The sequence below is a fragment of the Verrucosispora sp. CNZ293 genome (assembly GCF_002754655.1).
Map to the genome: position 1 here is coordinate 6080500 of NZ_PEFR01000001.1, position 20323 is coordinate 6100822.

Genomic DNA, 20323 nt, shown 5'->3' on the forward strand with positions numbered 1-20323 from the left:
AACAGGTTTTCGGGGGAGCCCGACCCGCGCAGGGATCAAGCCTGACCGCCCGGAGCGGGTCGGGCTCCCCCGAAAACCCCACAGCGACCCCTAACGAGCCTCGACAAGCGAAGCGAACACCACGACGTTGTCCGCGTACCCCGTCTCCCCACCGACCCAGCGCCCACCGCAGGTGATCAGTCGTAGCTGCGGCCGGCTGAAGTCACCGAAGATGTCGTCCGTCGGCAGCCGCTCCTTGTCGTACCGGTCGACCCGGTCGACCTCGAAGACCGCCACCGAGCCGTCCGAGCGGGCGACCTCGACCCGGTCACCGGCCGCCAACCGGGGCAACTCGTGGAAGACGGCCGGCCCGGTGGTGGTGTCGACGTGACCCACGATGACTGCCGGTCCGTACTGGCCGGGGGTCGGTCCCTGGTCGTACCAGCCGGCCTCCTGGGCGCGTTCGGCGGGCGGTGCGGCGATGCTGCCGTCGGGCGCGATGCCCACGCTGTGCACCGGAGCCGCCAGGTCGATCTCGCTGATCTCGATGCCGACCGGCTCGCTCGCCGCCAGCAACGGGAACTTCTTGGGCGGTTGCGCGAGCCCGGCGATGAAGCGGTCCGGTAGCAGGCTCAACCCGGTCACCCGCTCGACGCCGAGCATCGCGATGATCAGAAACATCAGCGAGCCGATCACCAGCACCGGCAGCCCCGGACCGGCACGGCCGAGCCGTCCGGACCCCGCCGCCCAGGCCGGCCGCCGTCTGGGTGGTAGCGGTGCCGCCGAGGGATCGGGCGTGGTGACGCTGGCCGTACCGACCTGCGCGGCGACCCGGGCCAGCCGGCCGGCCGCCACGACCAGTCCCCGCCAGGCGCGCTGACTCCGACGGGTGCTGGTCCGGCGTGGGCCGGGGCCCGGTTCCGGAGTGGGTACGCGGAAGCCGGCCATGGTGACTGTGGGTCAGGAACCGGCCCGGCGTCGGCTGCTCAGCAGCCCGAAGACCACCGCCGCGGCCACCGTGGCGACGCCACCCAGCAGCAGCATCGAGCCGGTGCCCCGATCAGCGGTACCCCCGGCACCGGTGGCCGGGCCCTTGGTGGGCTGGTCCATGTTCAGCACGGTCAGCGTGGTGCTGTCCGTCCGGTCGTTGTCACAGCGCAGGTGCACCGGATAGTCGCCGGCGGCCTTGTCACCGGGCACGGTGACCGAACCGGTGAGGAAGCCGTTGTCCGGCCGGAGGTAGACCCGGTTGAACGCGTCCGAGGTCACTTCGGCCTGGCGGTCGTTGGCGTTGTCGCAACTCGCCCGAATGCTCACCCGGGAGCCGGCCTGGACGCTGTTCGGGGTCACCTCGACGAACGTGTCCTGACCCGCTCTGGCGGGTGCGGCGCCGGGCAGGGCCAGCAACCCGGCCAGCGCGAACGCCGCGATCAGGACGAACGCCCCGAACGGTCGGGCGATTGCCGACAGGGCGCTGTGGGCGCCTCCGTACTGTCGCAGACCTCGCATGATTCTCCCTCCCGGCACCGGCGTACCGGTCCTGCTGGGGCGACCTGCGGTGCTTTCCCCCTGCTCCGGTGGCTAACCGCCGGGGCCGGGCAGCGGGGCGACGGCCTGCCAGCCGAGCGGGGTGGAGAGCACCATCGTGCTCGACGGCTGGCCGTAGGGGGCGAGTCGGTCGATGACCGCCTCGAAGTCACCTATCGAGCCGGCCGCGACCTTGAGCACGCTGCACGCGTCGCCGGTGATCCGGTGGATCTCCAGGATCTCCGGCCACCGGGCGACCTCGGGATCGTGCAGGATGCAGCGGGCGCCGTAACAGGACATCCGGATCAGCGCGACCACCGTGCGGCCGGCCCGGGCCAGGTCCACGTGGGCGTGGTAGCCGCTGATCACACCGGTCTCCTCCAGCCGCCGCACCCGCTCGGCGACCGCGGGTGGGGACAGGTGCACCCGCCGGGACAACTCGCTGAACGACAACCGCGCGTCGGCCTGCAACTCGCGGAGCAGGGCCCAGTCCATCTCGTCCATGCTCGCGACCTTACGTCCGACAGGTCGATCCGGGCGAGCGGCTTCCGTTCCGCAGGTCGATCGCGAAAAGAGCCGTTGAAGAGGCATTCCATCCGGCCAGCCACACGGGAGATCATGACGGGACGGGCGACCCGGAAGGAGCGGACGCATGGAGCAGACGGATCTGCGCCCCCGGACGGAGGTGCGTCCGGTCACCGCACGGCAGCGGGTGGCCCGCGCCGCGCGCAACGGTGGCGAGCCCACCCTGGACTTCGCCGAGCGGGTGCCGTACGACGCGTACGTGCAGGCCAGCACCCTGCATCGGCTCCAGCAGCCGTTGAGCGGCGACCCGGGTGAGATGTCCTTCCTCATGGTCAGTCAGATCATGGAGTTGTACTTCGGCCTGACCTGCCACGAGCTGCGGGAGACGTCCCGGTTGCTGCGCGCCGACCGGGTGTGGGAGGCGCTGGCCCCACTGCGTCGGGCCGCGCTGCACCTGGAAGGACTCAACGCCGCCTGGCGGGGCCTGCGCTGGATGACCCCTGCCGACTTCAACCGCTTCCGTAACCTGCTCGGCGAGGGGTCGGGCTTCCAGTCGGCGATGTACCGCCACCTGGAGTTCCTGCTCGGTCTACGTGACCCGGCACTGATCCGGCCGTTCCGCCGGCAGACCGAGGTGTACGCCGAACTCACCGACGCCCTGGCCACGCCGAGCGTCTGGGACGAGGTGGTCGCCCTGCTCGCCCGGCACGGTCACGACCTGCCGGCGGACCTGTTGGCGCGGGACGTGGCCACCGAGCACGAGTCGCACCCCGCCGTCGAGGCGGCCTGGGTGGAGATCTACGCCGACGCCGGCCCGGACAATCACCTGCGGTTGCTCGGCGAGGCGCTGACCGAGGTGGCCGAGCAGTTCGGCGACTGGCGGCACCACCACATCAAGGCGGTGCAGCGCACCATGGGTGCCAAGGTGGGCAGCGGCGGCTCCGCCGGGCTGGCGTGGTTGCAGCGCAGCATGGCCCGGGTGGTCTTCCCGGAGTTGTGGTCGGCCCGGACGGCGATGTGAGGCGGTTGTGGCGACGATGAACAGTGACACCGAGGCCGAAGCGCTCCGCCTCGACGCGGCCGAGCCGGGGCACCGGCACCTGTTCCACATGCCGCCGGCCGAGGGTGGCCGTTATCCGGAGGTCGCGTACCTGGCGGGCAACTCGCTCGGCCTGCAACCGAGGGCCACCCGTGCCGAACTCCTGGCCGATCTGGACGCCTGGAGCCGGCTCGGCGTCGAGGGGCATCTGGAGGCGGACCGGCCGTGGCTGCCGTACCACGAGTTGCTGACGGCGCCGGCCGCGCGACTGGTCGGCGCCCTGCCCACGGAGACCGTGGTGATGAACTCGCTGACGGTCAACCTGCACCTGCTGATGGTCAGCTTCTACCGGCCGGTGGGTGCGCGGACCCGGATCGTCATCGAGGACAGCGCCTTCCCGTCGGACAGCTACGCGGTGCGCAGCCAGGCGCGGTTCCACGGCCTGGACCCGGACACCACAGTCGTCCGGCTCGCGCCCCGCCCCGGCGAGGACACCCTGCGGACCGAGGACGTCACCGGCTACCTGGCGGCCGAGGGGCACACGGTGGCGCTGGTGCTGCTCGGCGGGGTCAACTACCTCACCGGCGAGCTGCTGGACATTCCGGCGATCACCGCGGCCGGCCGGGCCGCCGGTGCGGTCGTCGGCTGGGACCTGGCGCACGCGGCGGGCAACGTGCCGCTGTCGCTGCACGACTGGGACGTCGACTTCGCCGCCTGGTGCTCGTACAAGTACCTGAACTCCGGCCCCGGCGCGTTGGCCGGGGTGTTCGTGCACGAACGGCACCACGGCGACGGGACGCTGCCCCGCTTCGAGGGGTGGTGGAGCACGGCGGCGGCCACCCGGTTCGAGATGGCCCCGGTCAGCCGGCCACCGACCACCGTCGAGGCGTGGCAGGTCTCCAATCCGCCGATCTTCGCGATGGGGCCGGTCCGCACGTCGCTGGAACTGTTCGACTCGGTGGGCATGCCGGCGCTGCGGGCGCGCAGCCTCCGGCTCACCGGTTACCTGGAGCGGCTGTTGGACGAGGTCACCGCCGGTCGGCCGTTGACCGTGATCACCCCGCGTGAGCCGCGTCGACGCGGGTGCCAACTGTCGGTACGCATCGGCGAGGGCAGCGCCAGCGAGCTGACCAAGCGACTGCGCCACGAGCACGGGGTGGTCGCCGACGCCCGGGAACCGGATGTGGTCAGGTTCGCCCCGGTACCGCTGTACTCGACGTACCACGACTGTTGGCGGGTCGCCGACGCGCTGGCCGCGACGGTCTCGGAGGTGGCCCGGTGACCCGCGAACGCGACGAGATCGCGGTGGTGGGTGCCGGCCTGGCCGGCTGCCTGCTGGCCTGTTTCCTGGCTCGCCGGGGCCATCAGGTGGCGCTCTACGAGCGCCGCCCGGACCCGCGCAGCGGCACGCCCGAGCGGGGTCGCTCGATCAACCTGGCCCTCTCCGAGCGGGGGCTCGACGCATTGCGTCGCATCGGGCTGGCCGAGCAGGTGATGGCGGACGCGTTACCGATGCGGGGCCGGATGGTCCATCCGGTGCACGGTGCGCCGGGACTGCAGTCGTACAGCGCCTCCGGCGATCGGGCGATCAACTCGATAAGCCGGGGCGCGTTGAACAACGCCCTGCTGGAGGCCGCCGCCAAGCTGCCAGGAGTGCGGATCGCCTTCGAGCACCGGCTGGTCGGGCTCGACCCGGCGACCGGGACGATGACCTTCGAGACACCGGGGGGCGCGGTGACCGAGGGTGCGCGGGTGGTGCTCGGCACCGACGGCGCCGGTTCCGCCGTACGCGGGCAGTTGCTCGCCCACGACCTGGTCACCGAGAGCGTCGACTTTCTCGACTACGGCTACAAGGAACTGACCATCCCGCCGCTGGGCGGCGACTTCGCCCTGGACCCGGGGGCGCTGCACATCTGGCCGCGCGGCACCTCGATGATGATCGCGCTGCCCAACCCGGACCGCTCGTTCACCTGCACGCTGTTCTGGCCCACCCACGGCACCGCGAGTTTCGCCTCGCTGGGCAGCCCGGCGGCGATCGAGCGGCACTTCGCGCAGCACTATCCGGACCTGCCGCCGATCGCCCCGAACCTGGTCGACGACTACCAGCACAACCCGGTTGGCGTCCTCGGCACCGTGCGCTGCGACCCGTGGCAGGTGGACGGGCGGGTCGCCCTGCTCGGCGACGCAGCGCACGCCATCGTGCCGTTCTACGGTCAGGGCGCGAACTGCGCCTTCGAGGACGTGGTGGAGCTGGACCGCTGCCTCGACGAGTGTGCCGGGGACTGGTCGGCGGCGCTGCCGCTGTTCCAGCGCCGTCGGCAGGACAACGCCGACGCGATCGCCCGGATGGCGCTTACCAACTTCGTGGAGATGCGCGACAAGGTGGCCTCGCCGGTCTACCGGACCCGCAAGCGTGTCGAGCACGCGTTGGAGCGGGCGCTGCCCGGCCGGTACGTCTCCCAGTATGAACTGGTGTCCTTCTCCACCGTCCCGTACGCCCAGGTGCGACGTCGGGTCCGCCGGCAGTACCAGGTGGTCGGTCTGGCGGCGGCCGGTCTGGCGGCGCTGGCCGGCGCGGCGGTGGCGGTCGGGCTCAGGAGGCTCCGATGACGCTCTGGGATCCCCGGCTGATGGCCGGGCGGGCACCTGACGGTCCCGGTCTGCTGCGCAACTTCGTCGGCGGCGAGTTCGTCGACGCCGGAAACCGGTTCACCAAGCGCAGCCCGGTGACCGGCGAGCCGGTGTTCGAGGTGGTCGAGGCCGGTCAGGACACCGTGGACGATGCGGTGGCGGCGGCCCGGACGGCGGTGCGGGGCCGGTGGGGTCGGGCGGGGGAGCGGGAACGCGCCGAGGTGCTGCGCCGGATCGCCGACGAGTTGGAGCGCCGCTTCGACGACCTGGTGGCCGCCGAGGTCGCCGACACCGGCAAGTCCATCTCCCAGGCCCGCACTCTGGACATCCCGCGCGGTGCGGCGAACTTCCGGGCCTTCGCGGAGATCGTGGCGACCGCGCCGACCGAGTCGTTCACCACTGTCACGCCGGCCGGTGGTCGGGCGCTCAACTACGCGGTACGCAAGCCGGTAGGCGTGGTCGCGGTGATCGTGCCGTGGAATCTGCCGCTGCTGCTGCTCACCTGGAAGGTCGCCCCCGCGCTTGCCTGCGGTAACGCGGTGGTGGTCAAGCCGAGCGAGGAGACGCCCGCGTCGGCCACCCTGCTCGCCGAGGTGATGGCGGCGGCCGGGGTGCCGGACGGCGTGTTCAACCTGGTGCACGGCTTCGGGCCCGGCTCGGCCGGCGAGTTCCTCACCCGTCATCCGGACGTCGACGCGATCACCTTCACCGGTGAGTCGGCCACCGGCGGCGCCATCATGCGGGCCGCCGCCGACGGGGTGAAGGCGGTCAGCTTCGAGTTGGGTGGCAAGAACGCCGGACTGGTCTTCGCCGACGCGGATCTGGACGCGGCGGTGGCCGGCTCGGTGCGGTCGAGCTTCACCAACGGCGGGCAGGTCTGCCTCTGTACCGAACGGATCTACGTGCAGCGGCAGGTGTTCGAGGAGTTCACCGCGCGGCTGGCCGAGCGCGCCGGCGAGTTGGCGTACGGCTGGCCGGCCGACGAGGCGACGGTGAACATGCCGCTGATCTCGCACGGCCATCGGGACAAGGTGCTCGGGCACTACGACCTGGCGCGGGCCGAGGGGGCCCGGGTGCTCGCGGGCGGTGGCGTGCCACGGTTCGGCGACGCCCGCGACGGTGGCGCGTACGTGCAGCCGACGGTGCTGACCGGGCTCGGCCCGGAGGCGCGGACCAACCGCGAGGAGATCTTCGGTCCGGTGGTGCACGTGGCGCCGTTCGACGACGAGGATGAGGCGTACGCCCTGGCCAACGGCACCGAATACGGCCTGGCGGCGACGGTCTGGACCCGTGACGTGGGTCGGGCGCACCGGGCCGGTGCCCGGCTGGACGCCGGCATCGTCTGGGTGAACACCTGGTTCCTGCGCGACCTGCGGACCCCGTTCGGCGGGGTGAAGGCCTCCGGGATCGGCCGGGAGGGTGGCGTGCACTCGCTGAATTTCTACTCCGAACTGACGAACGTCTGCGTGGACCTGTCATGAGCGATTGTGAGATGGCGGCCCGGGAACTTTCCGAGGCTCGGGCGAGCGGGAAGCCCTGTCCGCCGGTGCGGGGGCGGTTGCTGCCGGAGGGGGATGTCGAGGCCGCGTACCGGGTGCAGCAGCGTCAGGTGGGCGAGTGGCTGGCGTCGGGGCAGCGCCGGGTGGGCGCGAAGATCGGGCTGACCTCCCGGGCGGTCCAGGAGAGCCTCGGGGTGTACGAGCCGGACTTCGGGGTGCTAACCGACGCGATGGCGGTACCCGACGGTGCCGAGGTGGCGGTCGACAGCCTGCTGCAACCCCGGGTGGAGGCGGAGGTCGCCTTCGTGCTCGGTGCCGATCTGCCCGACGAGCGGATCACCAGCGCCGACCTGCTGCGTGCCGTGGACCATCTGCTGCCGGCCATCGAGATCGTCGACTCGCGGGTCGCCGGCTGGGACATCTCCATCGTGGACACGGTGGCGGACAACGCCTCAAGCGGCCTGTTCGTGCTCGGCACCACACCCCGCCGGATCGCCGACGTGGATCTGCGGCTGTGCGGCATGGTCCTCGAACACGCAGGTGAGCCGGTGTCAGTCGGCGCCGGGGCGGCCTGCCTGGGCAATCCGCTGCACGCGCTGGCCTGGCTGGCCAGCACGATGGCCCGCGCCGGTGACCCGCTGCGCGCCGGCGACGTGGTGCTCTCCGGCGCTCTCGGCCCGATGGTGTCGGTGACGCCGGGCGCGGCGTACGAGGCGCGGATCTCCGGCCTCGGCTCGGTACGGACCTGCTTCTCCTCCAGGGAGGTTGACGGATGACGGGTGTGGCGGTGATCGGGTCGGGCAACATCGGTACCGACCTGATGATCAAAGTACTGCGGTTGTCGGATTCGCTGCGGATGGTGGCGATGGCCGGCATCGACCCGGGCTCCGACGGTCTGGCGCGGGCCCGACGACTCGGCGTGGCCACCACCGCCGACGGTGTGGCGGGCCTGGTCGCGATGCCCGAGTTCGCCGACGTGGAACTGGTCTTCGACGCCACCTCGGCGGGTGCCCACCGGCACAACGACGCGGTGCTGCGCGCACACGGGCGGACCGTGATCGACCTGACTCCGGCGGCGGTCGGCCCGTACGTCGTGCCGCCGGTCAACCTGGAGGAGCACCTGGGCGAGACCAACCTCAACATGGTCACCTGTGGTGGGCAGGCGACGGTGCCGATCGTCGCCGCGGTGCGGCGGGTGACACCTGTCGTGTACGGGGAGATCGTCGCGTCGATCGCCTCGCGGTCGGCCGGCCCGGGCACCCGGGCCAACATCGACGAGTTCACCGAGACCACCGCCCGGGCCATCGAGGTGGTCGGTGGGGCCGACCGGGGCAAGGCGATCATCGTGCTCAATCCGGCCGACCCGCCGCTGCTGATGCGGGACACCGTCTACTGCCTCTGCCCGGACCCCGACGCCGACCGTGACGCCATCGTCGACTCCGTCCGCGACATGGTGGCCGCCGTCCAGGAGTACGTGCCCGGCTACCGACTCAAGCAGGACGTGCAGTTCGACCGCGTCGACACCTACGTGCCGTCGCTGGGACGGCAGCTCACCGGGTTGCAGGTCTCGGTCTTCCTGGAGGTCTCCGGTGCCGGGCACTATCTGCCCGCGTACGCCGGGAACCTGGACATCATGACCTCGGCCGCGCTGCGTACCGCGCAGCGGCTGGTCGCCCTGCGGGCGGAGGTGCTGGCCAAGTGACAGAGTTGTACATCCAGGACGTGACGCTGCGCGACGGCATGCACGCCATCGCCCACCGCTACACCGTCGACCAGGTCCGCACGATCGCCGCCGGCCTCGACGCCGCCGGGGTCGCCGCGATCGAGGTCGCTCACGGTGACGGTCTGGCCGGGTCGAGCGTCAACTACGGCCACGGCGCGGCCAGCGACGCCGACTGGATCGCGGCGGCGGCCGAGGTGATGACGAGGGCGAAGCTGACAACTCTGCTGCTGCCCGGCATCGGCACCATCGCCGACCTGAAGGCCGCCCGGGCGCTCGGGGTGACGAGCGTCCGGATCGCCACCCACTGCACCGAGGCCGACATCTCCGCCCAGCACATCTCCTGGGCCCGGGAGAACGGCATGGACGTGGCCGGCTTCCTGATGATGTCCCACATGAACGACCCGGCGGGGCTGGCCGCCCAGGCCAAGCTGATGGAGTCCTACGGGGCGCACTGCGTCTACGTCACCGACTCCGGCGGCCGGTTGCTGATGTCCGACGTCGCGCAGCGCGTCGACGCGTACCGGCAGGTCCTCGAACCGACCACCCAGATCGGCATCCACGCCCACCACAACCTCTCCCTCGGGGTGGCCAACAGCGTGGTCGCCGTCGAACACGGTCGGGTCGCCGGCGACGGCCCGGTCGGGTCGCCGGCCGGCCGGACGGTCCGGGTGGACGCCTCCCTCGCCGGCATGGGTGCCGGTGCCGGCAACGCGCCCCTGGAGGTCTTCGTCGCGGTCGCCGAACTGCACGGCTGGCAGCACGGCTGCGACGTCTTCGCGCTGATGGACGCCGCCGACGACATCGTCCGTCCGTTGCAGGACCGGCCCGTCCAGGTCGACCGGGAAACCCTCTCCCTGGGGTACGCGGGGGTCTACTCCAGCTTCCTGCGGCACGCCGAACGGGCCTCGGCACGCTACGGCGTGGACGTTCGTTCGATCCTCGTGGAGCTGGGCCGACGCCGGATGGTCGGCGGGCAGGAAGACATGATCGTCGACGTGGCGCTGGACCTGGCCGGCAAGGAGAGCTCATGATCGGGCCGGACATCGCCGGGATCGCCGAGACGTTGGGCACGGCCGCCGACACGGCCACAGCGGTCGCGCAGCTCGCCGTCGAGACCGGGCTGGACGTCGACGCCGCGTACGCGGTGCAGACCGCCCTGGTGCAGCGCCGGCTGGACCGGGGGGAGCGGCTCGTCGGGTTGAAGATGGGGCTGACCAGCAAGGCGAAGATGGCCCAGGTCGGGGTGGACGAGGTGATCTGGGGTCGGCTCACCGACACGATGCGGATCCCCGACGGCGGCACGATCGACGTGGCGGACTTCATCCATCCCCGGGTCGAGCCCGAGGTGGCGTTTCTGCTGGACCGGCTGCCCGAGCCCGGTGAGCCGGTCGGCGATTTCACCGACGCGGTCCGGGCGGTCGCCCCGGCGATCGAGCTGATCGACTCCCGGTACGCGAACTTCACCTTCTCCCTGCCCGACGTCATCGCCGACAACACCTCGGCCGGTGCGTTCGTGATCGGACCGTGGTCGCCGGTGCCGGACGGGCTGGACAACCTGGGCGTGTTGCTGGAGATCGACGGGCGGGTGGCACAGGTCGGCTCGACGGCGGCCATCCTCGGTGACCCGCGCCGGGCGCTCGACGAGGGCATCCGACTGGCGGGGCGGCACGGGGTGCGGCTGCGTGAGGGCTGGGTGTTCCTGGCGGGCGCGGCGACGGCTGCTGTTCCGTTGCGTGCTGGTGCTCATGTCCGGGCAGTGGTCGAGAAGCTGGGCACGGCTTCGTTGCGGAGTGCGTCGTGACGGGTGTGGGTGTGCAGGCTCCGGGAGCGAGTGGTCCGGGTGTGGGGGTTCCGGGCAGCCCGACCGGCTCCGGGCGGTCAGGCTTGATCCCTGCGCCGGTCGGGCTGCCCGGAACCCCTGACGTGGTCGGGCTTGCCGCGCCGGTGCCAGGTGGGGTGGATCTGGTGTGGGCGGTGCCGGTGTCGGGTGGAATCGGTCTGGTGTGGGCGGTGCCGGTGTCGGGTGGAATCGGTCTGGAGTGGGTGGTGCCGGTGCCGGCTGGGATGGGGGTCTGAGGTGGTTGCTGCCCGCGTGGTGGTGCGAAGTGGTTGCCATGACTGACGGGGCTCGGGTGGTGGCGGGTAAGGCGGTGCCTCGGGGGGCTTTTCCGCATGTGAAGGTGGCGGGTGGGTTCGTCTTCGTGTCGGGTACGTCGTCGCGGCGGCCGGACAACACGTTCGCGGGTGTGTCGGTCGACGAGTTCGGTACGACCGACCTGGACATCCGGGCGCAGACCCGGGCCGTGATCGGGAACATCGCGGATCTGCTCCGGTCGGTCGGCGCGGAGCTGACCGACCTGGTCCAGGTCACCAGCTATCTGGTCAACATGAATGACTTCGGTGGGTACAACGAGGTGTGGGCGGAGTTCTTCGACGCGACCGGACCGACCCGGACGACTGTCGCCGTGCACCAGTTGCCGCATCCGCACCTGCTTATCGAGATGCAGGCCGTCGCCCTGCTCCCAGAAGGAGGCCAGTCATGAGTGAGATCGCCGAGCCGTTCAGCTTTCCCGGGTGGATCGCGGAGAACCAGCACCTGCTGAAGCCGCCGGTGGGCAACAAGGAGATGCTGCCCGGCTCCGAGGACTTCATCGTCATGGTCGTCGGTGGACCGAACCAGCGCACCGACTTTCACGTCGACCCGTACGAGGAGTTCTTCTACCAGGTCAAGGGCAACATGCACATCAACCTGATGCTCCCCGAGGGGCCGCGTACGGTGCACGTGCGCGAGGGCCAGATGTGGATGCTGCCACGGAACACGCCGCACTCGCCGCAGCGGCCCGAGGCCGGCTCGATCGGGATGGTGATCGAGCGGGTACGCGAGGAGGGGACGCTGGAGAAGTTCCAGTGGTACTGCCCCGAGTGCTCGCACAAGGTGCACGAGGTCGAGTTGCAGGTGCGGGACATCGCCGCCGACCTGCCACCGGTCTTCGCGGCGTTCTACGCCGACGAGTCGGCGCGTACCTGCGACAACTGCGGCCACCTGCACCCGGGCAAGGGCTGATGACGGCTCCGGTGCCGGCGGCGCCTCCGGTGGTGGACGTGCACACGCACGTCGTACCGAAGGGATGGCCGGACCTGGCCGCGACGTGCGGCGGGTCCGGCTGGCCCTGGCTCCGGATCGACACGGAACGCGCCGCCATGATCATGGTGGGGGAGACGCCGTTCCGCCCGGTCGGCGCGGAATGCTGGGACGCCGACACCCGGCTGGCCGACATGACGGCCGACGGGGTCGACGTGCAGGTGGTCTCGCCCACGCCTGTCTTCTTCTGCTACGACCGTCCGGCCGACCAGGCGGTTAAGGTGGCCCGGATCTTCAACGACCTGACCCTGGAGGTCACCGCCGCCGGTGGCGACCGGTTGCTGCCGTTCTGTCAGGTGCCGTTGCAGGACCCGGACGCGGCCTGCGCCGAGGTGGACCGCTGCCTCGCGGCCGGCCACGTCGGCGTGGAGATCGGCAATCACGTCGGCGACCGGGATCTGGACGACGCCGGCATCGTGACCTTCCTGACCCACTGCGCCGAGGTCGGTGCGCCGGTCTTCGTCCACCCGTGGGACATGGCCGGCAGCCCTCGCCTGGACCGCTGGATGGCCCGGTGGCTCACCGGCATGCCCGCCGAGACCCACCTGTCGGTGCTGGCGATGATCCTCGGCGGAGTGTTCGACCGGGTGCCGGAGACGTTGCGGATCTGCTTCGCCCACGGCGGCGGCAGCTTCCCGTTCTGGTCGGGGCGCGCCGACAACGCCTGGCACCGGCGGGGTGACCTGGTACGCGGGGCCTCCGCCGCCCCGCCCAGTTCCTACGTCGACCGCTTCTACGTCGACTCGGTGGTCTTCTCGGCCCCGGCGCTGCGGCTGCTGGTGGACACCATGGGCGACGACCGGGTGCTGGTGGGCAGCGACTACCCGTACCCCCTGGGCGAGCGCCCGGCCGGCGCGGTGGTCCGCCAGGCCGACTTCCTCACCGACGCCCAGCGCGCCAACCTGCTCTCCACCAACGCCCTCCGCTTTCTGGGGTGGCCTGGCCGCTGACCGGACCACCCGAGCATCAGACGGTCAACTCAGCCGGAGAATTCCGGACCAACCCCCGCTGCCGATGGTGCTCGCGGGACCCGGTCCGCCTGGTGCGCCGATCTGGAGGAGAAGATCGCCGGAGGTGGTGGTCGTCCAGAGTTCGGCGAGGCCGTCGTTGTTGGTATCGCCAGGAGACGTCGTCAGCGGGTAGTCCGCACTCGGCCATGCGCTGGTGGCTGCGGCCTGCCGAGGAGCGAGATCTGTACCGCCGAGGCTCCGATACAGCCATAGTCGGCCGGTGGCGCGGTCCCGAGCCCACAGGTCGACCCAACCGTCGCCGTCCACGTCGCCGGGGGCGAGGACGTCCTGGTTCTGCCATTCGGCGCCACCGAGTTGGCGGGGGGTCGCGGCCGAGACCGCTGGCATGTCCGAGCCGCGCCCGGGATACAGCCAGAGGCCGGTGCTTGACCGTGTGAGAAGGTCTGGATGGCCGTCGCCCGTGAAATCACCGGGCAGGGTGAGCTGGCCGGTGGTGGTCCAGCCGGTCGGCCGGCCACCCATGGGCATCCGGCTGCCGAGGCGACCACTGCCGATATTCGGATAGACCCAGAGGCTGTCACCGATCTTGGCGATCACATCCTCACGGCCATCTCCGGTCCAGTCACCGCGGTGACCCACCAGGGCGTCAGTCCATCCGCCGGTCCCGATGACTTGGTGCGGAAATAGTAGGGCGCCGTCTTCTACCCCGGAGTAGAGCCGCAGGTTTCCCCCGTTGTCCACAGCGATGGCATCCACTCGGCCGTCGTCAGTCAGATCGCCTGGTACGCCGGACCCCGGCCGGACTTCGAACCAGGCGGCGCCCCTCAGTAGTAGATGGTCGGAGAGACCGGGCTCGACGGCGTCACCGCGAACGGTGTGGAAATCCTGACTGGTCAGGAAGATGTGGTCGAACTTCCTCAGGGTGCCGTTGATGCTCACTGTCGCTTCGCCGCTACGACAGACCGCTGCTGCGGCGTCGATGCAGTCCTGGGTGAAGTGTTCGCGATCATTCTCGTCGACCTCAGCGAACCTGCCGGTCCCGCTGCGACCGGTACGGATGGCCTCCGCCACCGACGACGCCGGTACGTCATTCGCGTCTATACCTAAGATTGTCGGGAGTCCACCGGCCCAGCGCTCGACGTATGTCAGGACCTGAGCCGAGCCGTTGTCGGGCTCGATGTACTGGGCGAGGTGGCTGGTGCAGGCGAGGGTGGCACGGCCGTCGAGCACGGCGCGAGCGCAAAGCACGGCGCGTGCCTCCTGCCCGACGGGGACGACCAGATTGGCGGCGTAGCGGTCGGCAGCCGGGGCCTTGACGAAGACGCCGAGGCCGAAACGGGCGTCACCGGAGGCGTCCCATTTGGCGCATCCGGCGGCGGTTCGGGTACCGGTCCAGACAGCCTGATAGCCGAGATCGCGGAGTGCAGCGCGTAGCCCAGTCCACTGACCGATGCACAGCTCCTGCAGCATCACCGCGTCGGCGTCCCACGCCGTCACCTCCTGCCGCATTTCGAATACCCAACTAGCGGTACTAAGTGGGCTTTGGCAGACGTGTGCTCCGCATACGTTGTAGCTGACGCTGCGTACTGTCGGCGCGGTAGCTGGGTCGACCACATCAGCCCGGGCGGGCGGCGCGACGAGCGATGAGACCATCGTGGCCACGAGCATGGTTGCGAGCTTCCGCTGCCGCTTCCACATCTGATTCCCCGTTCCAAGGCGATAATTCGGTCGGAGCGTACGGCAGCCCAAGTGTCACTTCAGTCTCTGGCGGCCGGATCACCACGTGTCGGGGCGGCAACGGGTGCTCTGAGCGGGCAGGATGGCGGCATGGCCGAGCCGCACGACCTGACCGCGCTGGAACAGGCCGCCGCGATAGCCCGTGGCGAGTTGTCCAGCGTGGAGCTTGTCGAGCATCACCTGCGGCGGGTCGACGCGCTCGGTGACACGGTAGGTGCCTTCGTCACCGTCACCCCGGAGCTGGCGCGCGCCGCCGCCCATGCCGCCGACACGGTGCCGGCGGACCAGCGTGGACCACTGCACGGGGTGCCGACGGCGATCAAGGATCTGACCCTCACGGCAGGTGTCCGCACCACGTTCGGTTCGGCCGCCTTCGCTGACTTCGTACCGCCCGTCGACGCCGACGTGGTGCGCTTCATCCGGGCCGCGGGCCTGGTCAGTCTCGGTAAGACCACTACCTCTGAGCTGGGCTGTTCGCTGTACTCGGAGACCCTGGTGGCGCCGCCGGCGCGTAACCCGTGGGCGTTGGCCAACACCGCCGGCGGATCCAGCGGCGGCGCGGCGGCGGCCGTGGCGGCGGGCCTGGTGCCCGTGGCGCAGGGCTCCGACGGCGGTGGTTCCCTGCGGATCCCGGCATCGCTGTGCGGGCTGGTCGGCTACAAACCCAGCCGGGGCGTGGTCTCCGGCGGCCCGCTCGGGTTCGGTGCCTTCGGCCTGCCGACCAGCGGTCCGCTCGGCCGGACCGTCGCGGATGTGGCCGCGTTCCTGGACGTGCTCGCCGAGCCGGTACCCGGCGAACCGTACCTGCCGCCGCCGCCACCACCGGGCGGCCATCTCGCGGCCGCCCGTGCCGCCGAGCCCGGCCGGTTGCGGATCGGCCGGTTCACCGCCCCGATGCTCGCCGACGAGCCGGTCCATCCGGACTGCGTCGCCGCGGTGGACCGGGCCGCCGCGCTGCTCGCCGCCGCCGGGCACGAGGTCGTCGAGGTGCCGGCGCCGCTCGGCCCACAGGTCTGGCCGCTGTTCGAGATCGTCTGGTACGTCCTCGCGCTCGCCCCGGTGCCGCCGCAGCGCGAGTCCGAGCTGTTGCCGCTGACCCGCTTCCTGCGGAGCAGGGCCGGCGAGATCTCCGCCGGCACCCTCACCGCGACCCTCGGAGAGATCCAGGCGCAGGTACGCCTCGGCGCCCGCCGCACCGCCGGCTGCGACCTGCTGCTCTGTCCCACCCTGGCGGCACCGCAGGCACCGGTCGGCTGGTTCACTCAGGGGCGTGCCCCGGAGGAGGACTTCGACAGGCAACGCCGCTTCTCCCCGTACTGTGCGGTTTTCAACGTCACCGGCCAACCGTCCGTTTCGCTGCCGGTCGGCGTGACCGCCGAAGGGCTACCGGTAGGGGTTCTGCTCACCGGTCGGTACGGCGAGGATGCGAGGCTGATCGCGACCGCTGCGCAACTGGAGGACTCCAGTGGCGGATGGGATCGGCACCCCGCAGTCTGGCGGAGCGTCGGCTCCGCTAACGTGAATGACAGCGGAGTCGGGAGGTCACCGAGGTGATCCACCACCCGACCCGATCGAAGGTCTCTTCTTCCGCCTGGGGGCGTTGGGATTGTCTGTAACCGACACGTTGCTGGTCTTCGTCGGCATCCCGGCAGCCATCGTGCTGGTGATCGCCGGCCTCGTCTACGCGGGTAGCCAGGGCGGTGGTGGCGGTGCCAAGCGTTACCGGCCGGGCCGGCCGTTCAACTTCACGCCGGTCTGGTTCCTCGGCCGCCCCGAGGAACTGGCCGACTCCGCGGGCACCGCGCTGTCGGTGGGGGCACAGGCGCCCGCGCTGACCAGCCGCACGCAGGAACAGGCCGGCGTCGAGACGCCGACCGGTGGAACCGGAGGCGCAAGTGACCGTTGGTGAGAAGCAGCAGGTAGCCGGGACGGAGACTCCGCCAGACGTGCTCGACGGGCCGTTCTCGACCCGCCAGCTGCTGCGCATCGACGAGGCGCTACGCCTGGCCGACCGGACGACCGGGCTCGTCTTCTCCGTCTTCATCGGCGGCCTCGACGAGCCGGTCCGGGAGCACGCCGAGCGGCTGCACCGGCAGCTCGCCGAGCCCGACCGCTCGGTGCTGATCGCGATCTCGCCCAACCAGCGGCAGCTGGAGATCGTCACCGGTCGGTACGCCCGCAAGCGCGTCCCGGACACGTACGCCAAGATCGCCGCTCTGTCGATGGTGGCCGCCTTCGGTGGCGGCGACCTGGCCGGCGGCATCATCCAGGGCCTCGACCAGCTTTCCCGCTACGCCGGCAAGGGCTGAGACCAACACTTACGACAAAAGCCCGGCCCGCGTCGTACGCGGCCGGGCTTTTGCGTGACCGGGATCATGCGCCCAGTCTCACCTCGGCCAGGTTGACGGATTGAGCCGCATCGGCCACGGCTCCGTCACCTCGACCGGATCGTCGGGCCCGACCGTGCCGAGAAGGTTGTAGTGGACCTCTTTGACCAGTTCGTAGCGGTATACGAGCGCGACGTCAGCTGGTTCCGCCCACATCCGGTCCTGCGGGGCTCCCACCTTGAGCACCGTGATGTCTGGGGTCAGGTTGCCTGCCGGCACCTGCACCCCGATCTCACGGATCACCCGCCACCCCTTCGGGGCTGCCTGCCGCATCGCCATCCGAATGTCATCAGCCAACTCGTGATGATATGGACCGGCGGGTGGGGTCACGTGGAGGCTCCCATCGATGATCTCGTAGCGACTTCCATCCTCTGGCAGGTCGGAGAGATCCTGCTCCCGCCAGCTTCGCTCGGGTGGGCGCCGCTCGTGAATCGGCTGTGCCATCACGTCCACCTCCTTCCATCACCGTAACCGGCGAAGCCGGCGCAGGCTCATACCCACGCCGGCTTCAGGGTCCGCGTCCGGTCAGGCCGTTCGGGCGTCCCGGGCCTGCGCGGCGAGGGCGCGGACCACCCCGTCGCGACCCTCGGCGACCAGTCGGCGCAGCGGCCCCGGGTGGCCCTCCTGCGCCAGCCAGGCGTCGGTGGCCTCGACGGTGTCGTCCGCCACCAGGTAGGCGGGGTACATGAGCATGGCGAACTCCTGCGCCGGCTCGCTGTCCCGGGTCGCCCAGACCTGCCCGACGGTGGCGAAGTACCGGTCCCGGTACGGGGTAACCAGTTCCACCTGCGTGGGGTGGCTGAAGCCCTGCAACAGCGCCCGGTGCCGCCAGTTCGGCAGCGCCTCAGGGCCGGTCAACTGGGCCCAGACGGCGGCCTTGTTGGCCTCGGTCGGCACCAGCGCGTGCGCGTAGGCGGCCTCCCGCTCACCGCTGGAGGTCTTGTCCCGGGCCAGCTCCGCCTCGATCTCCGCCGCGCCGGCCGCGCCGTTGGCCACCAGCGACTGCAACACGCTCCACCGCAGCTCGGTGTCGATGGTCAACCCGGGGGTCACCTGGGTGCCCTCCAACCAGCCGCGCAGCACGGCCAGGTCCTCGCCGGACCGGGCGGCCGAGACGTACGCCCGAGCCCAGGCCAGCTGGAAGCCGCTGCCCGGCTCGGCCGAGGCGAGTGCGGTCTTCGCGGTGCGGGCCAGGTCGGCCCAGCCGGTCGGCGCCCAGTCCGGGTCGGCGTAGAAGGTGAGTGCGCTGCTGACCTGCCGCAGCGTCGCGGTGACCAGGTTGATGTCCGTCTCCGCCGGCAGCCCGGCCAGCACCAGCGCGGCGTAGTCGCGGGTGGCCAGTTCGGCGTCGCGGGTCATGTCCCAGGCGGCGGTCCAGCACAGCGCCCGTGCCAGCGACGACTCAAGGCCGGCGATGTGCTGCACCACAGTGGCCATCGACCGCTCGTCCAACCGCAGCTTGGTGTAGCTGAGGTCGTCGTCGTTGAGCAGCAGCACATCGGCCGCGCGCACGCCGGTGAGTTCGGTGAGTTCGGTCAGCTCGCCGTCGACGTCCACCTCGTACCGGTCGCGACGCACCAACCGGCCGTCACTGAGGTCGTAGAGCCCCACCCCGATCCGGTGGGTACGCAGGGTCGGGTGGCCCTCCGGTGCCTCCTGCCGGACCAGTACCTGCTGGTAGGTGCCGTCCGCGCCGATGGTCAGCTCCGGTCGCAGCGTGTTGACCTGGGCGGTCTCCAGCCACTGGGAGGCGAATGTGGTCAACTTGCGGCCGGAGGCGGTCTCCAACTCGGACAGCAGGTCGTCGAAGGTGGCGTTGCCCCAGGCGTGCTTGGCGAAGTAGGCGCGCAGACCGGCCAGGAACGGCTCCTCGCCCACGTAGGCGACCAACTGCTTGAGCACGCTGGCGCCCTTGGCGTACGTGATGCCGTCGAAGTTGACCTCGACCGCCTCCAGGTCGGGCATCTCGCAGTAGACCGGGTGGGTGGAAGAGAGCTGGTCCTGCCGGTAGCCCCAGTTCTTCCGGATGGACAGGAAGGTCGTCCACGCCTCGGTGAACCGGGTGGCGTGCGTGTTGCACCAGTGGCTGGCCCACTCGGCGAACGACTCGTTCAGCCACAGGTCGTTCCACCAGCGCATGGTGACCAGGTTGCCGAACCACATGTGCGCCAGCTCGTGCAGGACGGTGTTGGCCCGCTGCTCGTACTCGAAGTCGGTGACCTGCGAGCGGAACAGGTAGTGCGACTCGGCGTGGGTCACGCAGCCGAAGTTCTCCATCGCGCCGGCATTGAAGTCCGGCACCCACAGCTGGTCGTACTTGGGCAGCGGGTACCGCACCCCGAACTGCTCGTGGAAGAAGTCGAAGCCCTGCGTGGTGACCAGGTTCAGGTCGTCGGAGTCGAGGTACTGCGCCATGCTCGCCCGGCAGAAGTAGCCCAGGTCGATGCCGTCGTGGGTGTACCGCACCTCGTGGTACGGCCCGGCGCACAGCGCGGTGATGTACGTGCTCATCCGGGCGGAGGTGGCGAAGTGCACGGTCTTGTGGCCCTCGCTGGCCGCCTCCTCGCGCTCCACCGGCATGTTGGAGATCACTTTCCAGTGCTCCGGAACCGTGGCGTGCCAGGTGTAGACGCTCTTCAGGTCCGGCTGGTCGAAACAGGCGAAGACCCGCTGCGCGTCGGCCGTCTCGAACTGGCTGTAGAGGTATGTCTCACCGTCGACCGGGTCGACGGTGCGGTGCAGCCCCTGGCCGGAGCTGGAGAACGCGAAATCCGCGTCGACGACGAGCGTGTTCTCGCTGGCCAGCCCGGTCAGCGTGAGCCCCTTCTCGGCGGAGAAGTCGGCCAGGTCCACCGGGTCGCCGTTGAGCGTCGCCGAGCGTACCGAGTCGGCCGCCACCTCGATGAACGTGCTGGCGCCCGGTTCGGCGCAGCGGAATTGCACCTCGGTGGTCGACCGGAAGGTACGACCGTCGGCGGCGTGAACGGCACTGGACAGGTCCAGGCTGATGTCGTACCCGGTCACGTCGAGCAGGCGGGCCCGCTCGGTGGCCTCGACCTGTGTCAGGTTGCGCACTCCCGGCACTGTTCGTCTCCATCCCACTCTCGCCGTCCGTCACGGCCGCATGGTCCGTCGACCGCTCGTGACGGCCGGTCCGGGCCTG

At 70.6% G+C, this 20323-nt stretch carries 21 protein-coding genes; 15 read left to right on the plus strand and 6 right to left on the minus strand.

Going from position 1 to position 20323, the window contains the following annotated elements:
• Positions 1–90: 90 nt before the first annotated feature.
• The 3 genes from CLT74_RS27735 to CLT74_RS27745 form a co-directional block, all read right to left on the minus strand.
• The gene (locus tag CLT74_RS27735; RefSeq protein ID WP_099850312.1) at positions 91–927 is read right to left on the minus strand and encodes a class F sortase; all 837 of its coding nucleotides are present in this window, start codon (positions 925–927) and stop codon (positions 91–93) included.
• A 12-nt stretch (positions 928–939) separates the two neighbouring features.
• A complete protein-coding gene (locus CLT74_RS27740) occupies positions 940–1488 on the minus strand; it encodes a hypothetical protein (RefSeq protein WP_486582610.1) in 549 nt (182 codons plus the stop codon).
• A gap of 72 nt (positions 1489–1560) precedes the next feature.
• Positions 1561–2010, minus strand: coding sequence for an Lrp/AsnC family transcriptional regulator (locus CLT74_RS27745; protein ID WP_099850314.1), 450 nt, complete (start codon positions 2008–2010; stop codon positions 1561–1563).
• A 148-nt stretch (positions 2011–2158) separates the two neighbouring features.
• On the opposite strand from CLT74_RS27745, the gene CLT74_RS27750 reads away from it, so the two are divergent.
• The 12 genes from CLT74_RS27750 to CLT74_RS27805 all read left to right on the plus strand — a co-directional run bounded on the left by CLT74_RS27750 (position 2159) and on the right by CLT74_RS27805 (position 13015).
• A complete protein-coding gene (locus CLT74_RS27750; protein ID WP_099850316.1) occupies positions 2159–3052 on the plus strand; it encodes a tryptophan 2,3-dioxygenase family protein in 894 nt (297 codons plus the stop codon).
• Between the two features lie 16 nt (positions 3053–3068).
• A complete protein-coding gene (gene kynU, locus CLT74_RS27755) occupies positions 3069–4352 on the plus strand; it encodes a kynureninase (protein WP_099853145.1) in 1284 nt (427 codons plus the stop codon).
• Complete coding sequence (locus CLT74_RS27760; protein WP_099850318.1) at positions 4349–5680, plus strand: FAD-dependent oxidoreductase; 1332 nt, start codon at positions 4349–4351, stop codon at positions 5678–5680. Before kynU ends, CLT74_RS27760 begins: the two co-directional genes overlap by 4 nt.
• Before the next feature lie 20 nt (positions 5681–5700).
• Positions 5701–7182 (plus strand): 2-hydroxymuconic semialdehyde dehydrogenase, encoded by a 1482-nt coding sequence (locus CLT74_RS27765; protein WP_099853148.1) that lies wholly within the window; start codon positions 5701–5703, stop codon positions 7180–7182.
• Positions 7179–7976, plus strand: a complete 798-nt coding sequence (locus CLT74_RS27770) for a fumarylacetoacetate hydrolase family protein (protein ID WP_099850320.1) — start codon at positions 7179–7181, stop codon at positions 7974–7976. Before CLT74_RS27765 ends, CLT74_RS27770 begins: the two co-directional genes overlap by 4 nt.
• Positions 7973–8902 (plus strand): acetaldehyde dehydrogenase (acetylating), encoded by a 930-nt coding sequence (locus CLT74_RS27775; protein WP_099850322.1) that lies wholly within the window; start codon positions 7973–7975, stop codon positions 8900–8902. Before CLT74_RS27770 ends, CLT74_RS27775 begins: the two co-directional genes overlap by 4 nt.
• A complete protein-coding gene (gene dmpG / locus CLT74_RS27780) occupies positions 8899–9954 on the plus strand; it encodes a 4-hydroxy-2-oxovalerate aldolase (RefSeq protein ID WP_099850324.1) in 1056 nt (351 codons plus the stop codon). The genes CLT74_RS27775 and dmpG overlap by 4 nt, the downstream gene beginning before the upstream one ends.
• Positions 9951–10724 (plus strand): fumarylacetoacetate hydrolase family protein, encoded by a 774-nt coding sequence (locus tag CLT74_RS27785; protein ID WP_099850326.1) that lies wholly within the window; start codon positions 9951–9953, stop codon positions 10722–10724. Before dmpG ends, CLT74_RS27785 begins: the two co-directional genes overlap by 4 nt.
• A gap of 83 nt (positions 10725–10807) precedes the next feature.
• Positions 10808–10999 (plus strand): hypothetical protein, encoded by a 192-nt coding sequence (locus CLT74_RS27790; protein WP_199172274.1) that lies wholly within the window; start codon positions 10808–10810, stop codon positions 10997–10999.
• A 38-nt stretch (positions 11000–11037) separates the two neighbouring features.
• Entirely contained in the window at positions 11038–11466 is a 429-nt protein-coding gene (locus CLT74_RS27795) for a RidA family protein (RefSeq protein ID WP_099850330.1), read from the plus strand.
• Positions 11463–11987 (plus strand): 3-hydroxyanthranilate 3,4-dioxygenase, encoded by a 525-nt coding sequence (locus tag CLT74_RS27800; RefSeq protein WP_099850332.1) that lies wholly within the window; start codon positions 11463–11465, stop codon positions 11985–11987. Before CLT74_RS27795 ends, CLT74_RS27800 begins: the two co-directional genes overlap by 4 nt.
• Entirely contained in the window at positions 11987–13015 is a 1029-nt protein-coding gene (locus CLT74_RS27805) for an amidohydrolase family protein (protein WP_099850334.1), read from the plus strand. The genes CLT74_RS27800 and CLT74_RS27805 overlap by 1 nt, the downstream gene beginning before the upstream one ends.
• A gap of 24 nt (positions 13016–13039) precedes the next feature.
• On the opposite strand, the gene CLT74_RS27810 is transcribed toward CLT74_RS27805, so the two are convergent.
• On the minus strand, positions 13040–14734 hold the full coding sequence (locus CLT74_RS27810) for an FG-GAP-like repeat-containing protein (protein WP_099850336.1): 1695 nt from the start codon (positions 14732–14734) through the stop codon (positions 13040–13042).
• A gap of 129 nt (positions 14735–14863) precedes the next feature.
• Between CLT74_RS27810 and CLT74_RS27815 the strand changes: the two genes are divergently transcribed.
• The 3 genes from CLT74_RS27815 to CLT74_RS27825 are packed head-to-tail and all read left to right on the plus strand — an operon-like array spanning position 14864 to position 17082.
• Positions 14864–16327 carry an amidase gene (locus CLT74_RS27815; RefSeq protein ID WP_099850338.1) on the plus strand — a complete coding sequence of 488 codons (1464 nt, stop codon included), beginning with the start codon at positions 14864–14866 and terminating at the stop codon, positions 16325–16327.
• Between the two features lie 46 nt (positions 16328–16373).
• Positions 16374–16682 (plus strand): aa3-type cytochrome oxidase subunit CtaJ, encoded by a 309-nt coding sequence (gene ctaJ, locus CLT74_RS27820; RefSeq protein ID WP_486582611.1) that lies wholly within the window; start codon positions 16374–16376, stop codon positions 16680–16682.
• Entirely contained in the window at positions 16669–17082 is a 414-nt protein-coding gene (locus CLT74_RS27825) for a DUF5130 family protein (RefSeq protein WP_099850342.1), read from the plus strand. The genes ctaJ and CLT74_RS27825 overlap by 14 nt, the downstream gene beginning before the upstream one ends.
• 78 nt (positions 17083–17160) lie before the next feature.
• Here the strand turns inward: CLT74_RS27825 and CLT74_RS27830 are convergent, their stop codons facing one another.
• Complete coding sequence (locus CLT74_RS27830; protein ID WP_099853151.1) at positions 17161–17604, minus strand: Uma2 family endonuclease; 444 nt, start codon at positions 17602–17604, stop codon at positions 17161–17163.
• 81 nt (positions 17605–17685) lie between these two features.
• Positions 17686–20235 carry an aminopeptidase N gene (gene pepN / locus CLT74_RS27835; protein WP_099850344.1) on the minus strand — a complete coding sequence of 850 codons (2550 nt, stop codon included), beginning with the start codon at positions 20233–20235 and terminating at the stop codon, positions 17686–17688.
• Between the last annotated feature and the right edge of the window lie 88 nt (positions 20236–20323).

Bases quoted from the DNA above. Each gene is read 5' to 3' on its own strand.
- CLT74_RS27735 (WP_099850312.1), bottom strand. From the start codon at position 927: ATGGCCGGCTTCCGCGTACCCACTCCGGAACCGGGCCCCGGCCCACGC.
- CLT74_RS27740 (WP_486582610.1), bottom strand. From the start codon at position 1,488: ATGCGAGGTCTGCGACAGTACGGAGGCGCCCACAGCGCCCTGTCGGCA.
- CLT74_RS27745 (WP_099850314.1), bottom strand. From the start codon at position 2,010: ATGGACGAGATGGACTGGGCCCTGCTCCGCGAGTTGCAGGCCGACGCG.
- CLT74_RS27750 (WP_099850316.1), top strand. From the start codon at position 2,159: ATGGAGCAGACGGATCTGCGCCCCCGGACGGAGGTGCGTCCGGTCACC.
- kynU (WP_099853145.1), top strand. From the start codon at position 3,069: ATGAACAGTGACACCGAGGCCGAAGCGCTCCGCCTCGACGCGGCCGAG.
- CLT74_RS27765 (WP_099853148.1), top strand. From the start codon at position 5,701: ATGGCCGGGCGGGCACCTGACGGTCCCGGTCTGCTGCGCAACTTCGTC.
- CLT74_RS27770 (WP_099850320.1), top strand. From the start codon at position 7,179: ATGAGCGATTGTGAGATGGCGGCCCGGGAACTTTCCGAGGCTCGGGCG.
- CLT74_RS27775 (WP_099850322.1), top strand. From the start codon at position 7,973: ATGACGGGTGTGGCGGTGATCGGGTCGGGCAACATCGGTACCGACCTG.
- CLT74_RS27785 (WP_099850326.1), top strand. From the start codon at position 9,951: ATGATCGGGCCGGACATCGCCGGGATCGCCGAGACGTTGGGCACGGCC.
- CLT74_RS27795 (WP_099850330.1), top strand. From the start codon at position 11,038: ATGACTGACGGGGCTCGGGTGGTGGCGGGTAAGGCGGTGCCTCGGGGG.
- CLT74_RS27800 (WP_099850332.1), top strand. From the start codon at position 11,463: ATGAGTGAGATCGCCGAGCCGTTCAGCTTTCCCGGGTGGATCGCGGAG.
- CLT74_RS27805 (WP_099850334.1), top strand. From the start codon at position 11,987: ATGACGGCTCCGGTGCCGGCGGCGCCTCCGGTGGTGGACGTGCACACG.
- CLT74_RS27810 (WP_099850336.1), bottom strand. From the start codon at position 14,734: ATGTGGAAGCGGCAGCGGAAGCTCGCAACCATGCTCGTGGCCACGATG.
- CLT74_RS27815 (WP_099850338.1), top strand. From the start codon at position 14,864: ATGGCCGAGCCGCACGACCTGACCGCGCTGGAACAGGCCGCCGCGATA.
- CLT74_RS27830 (WP_099853151.1), bottom strand. From the start codon at position 17,604: ATGGCACAGCCGATTCACGAGCGGCGCCCACCCGAGCGAAGCTGGCGG.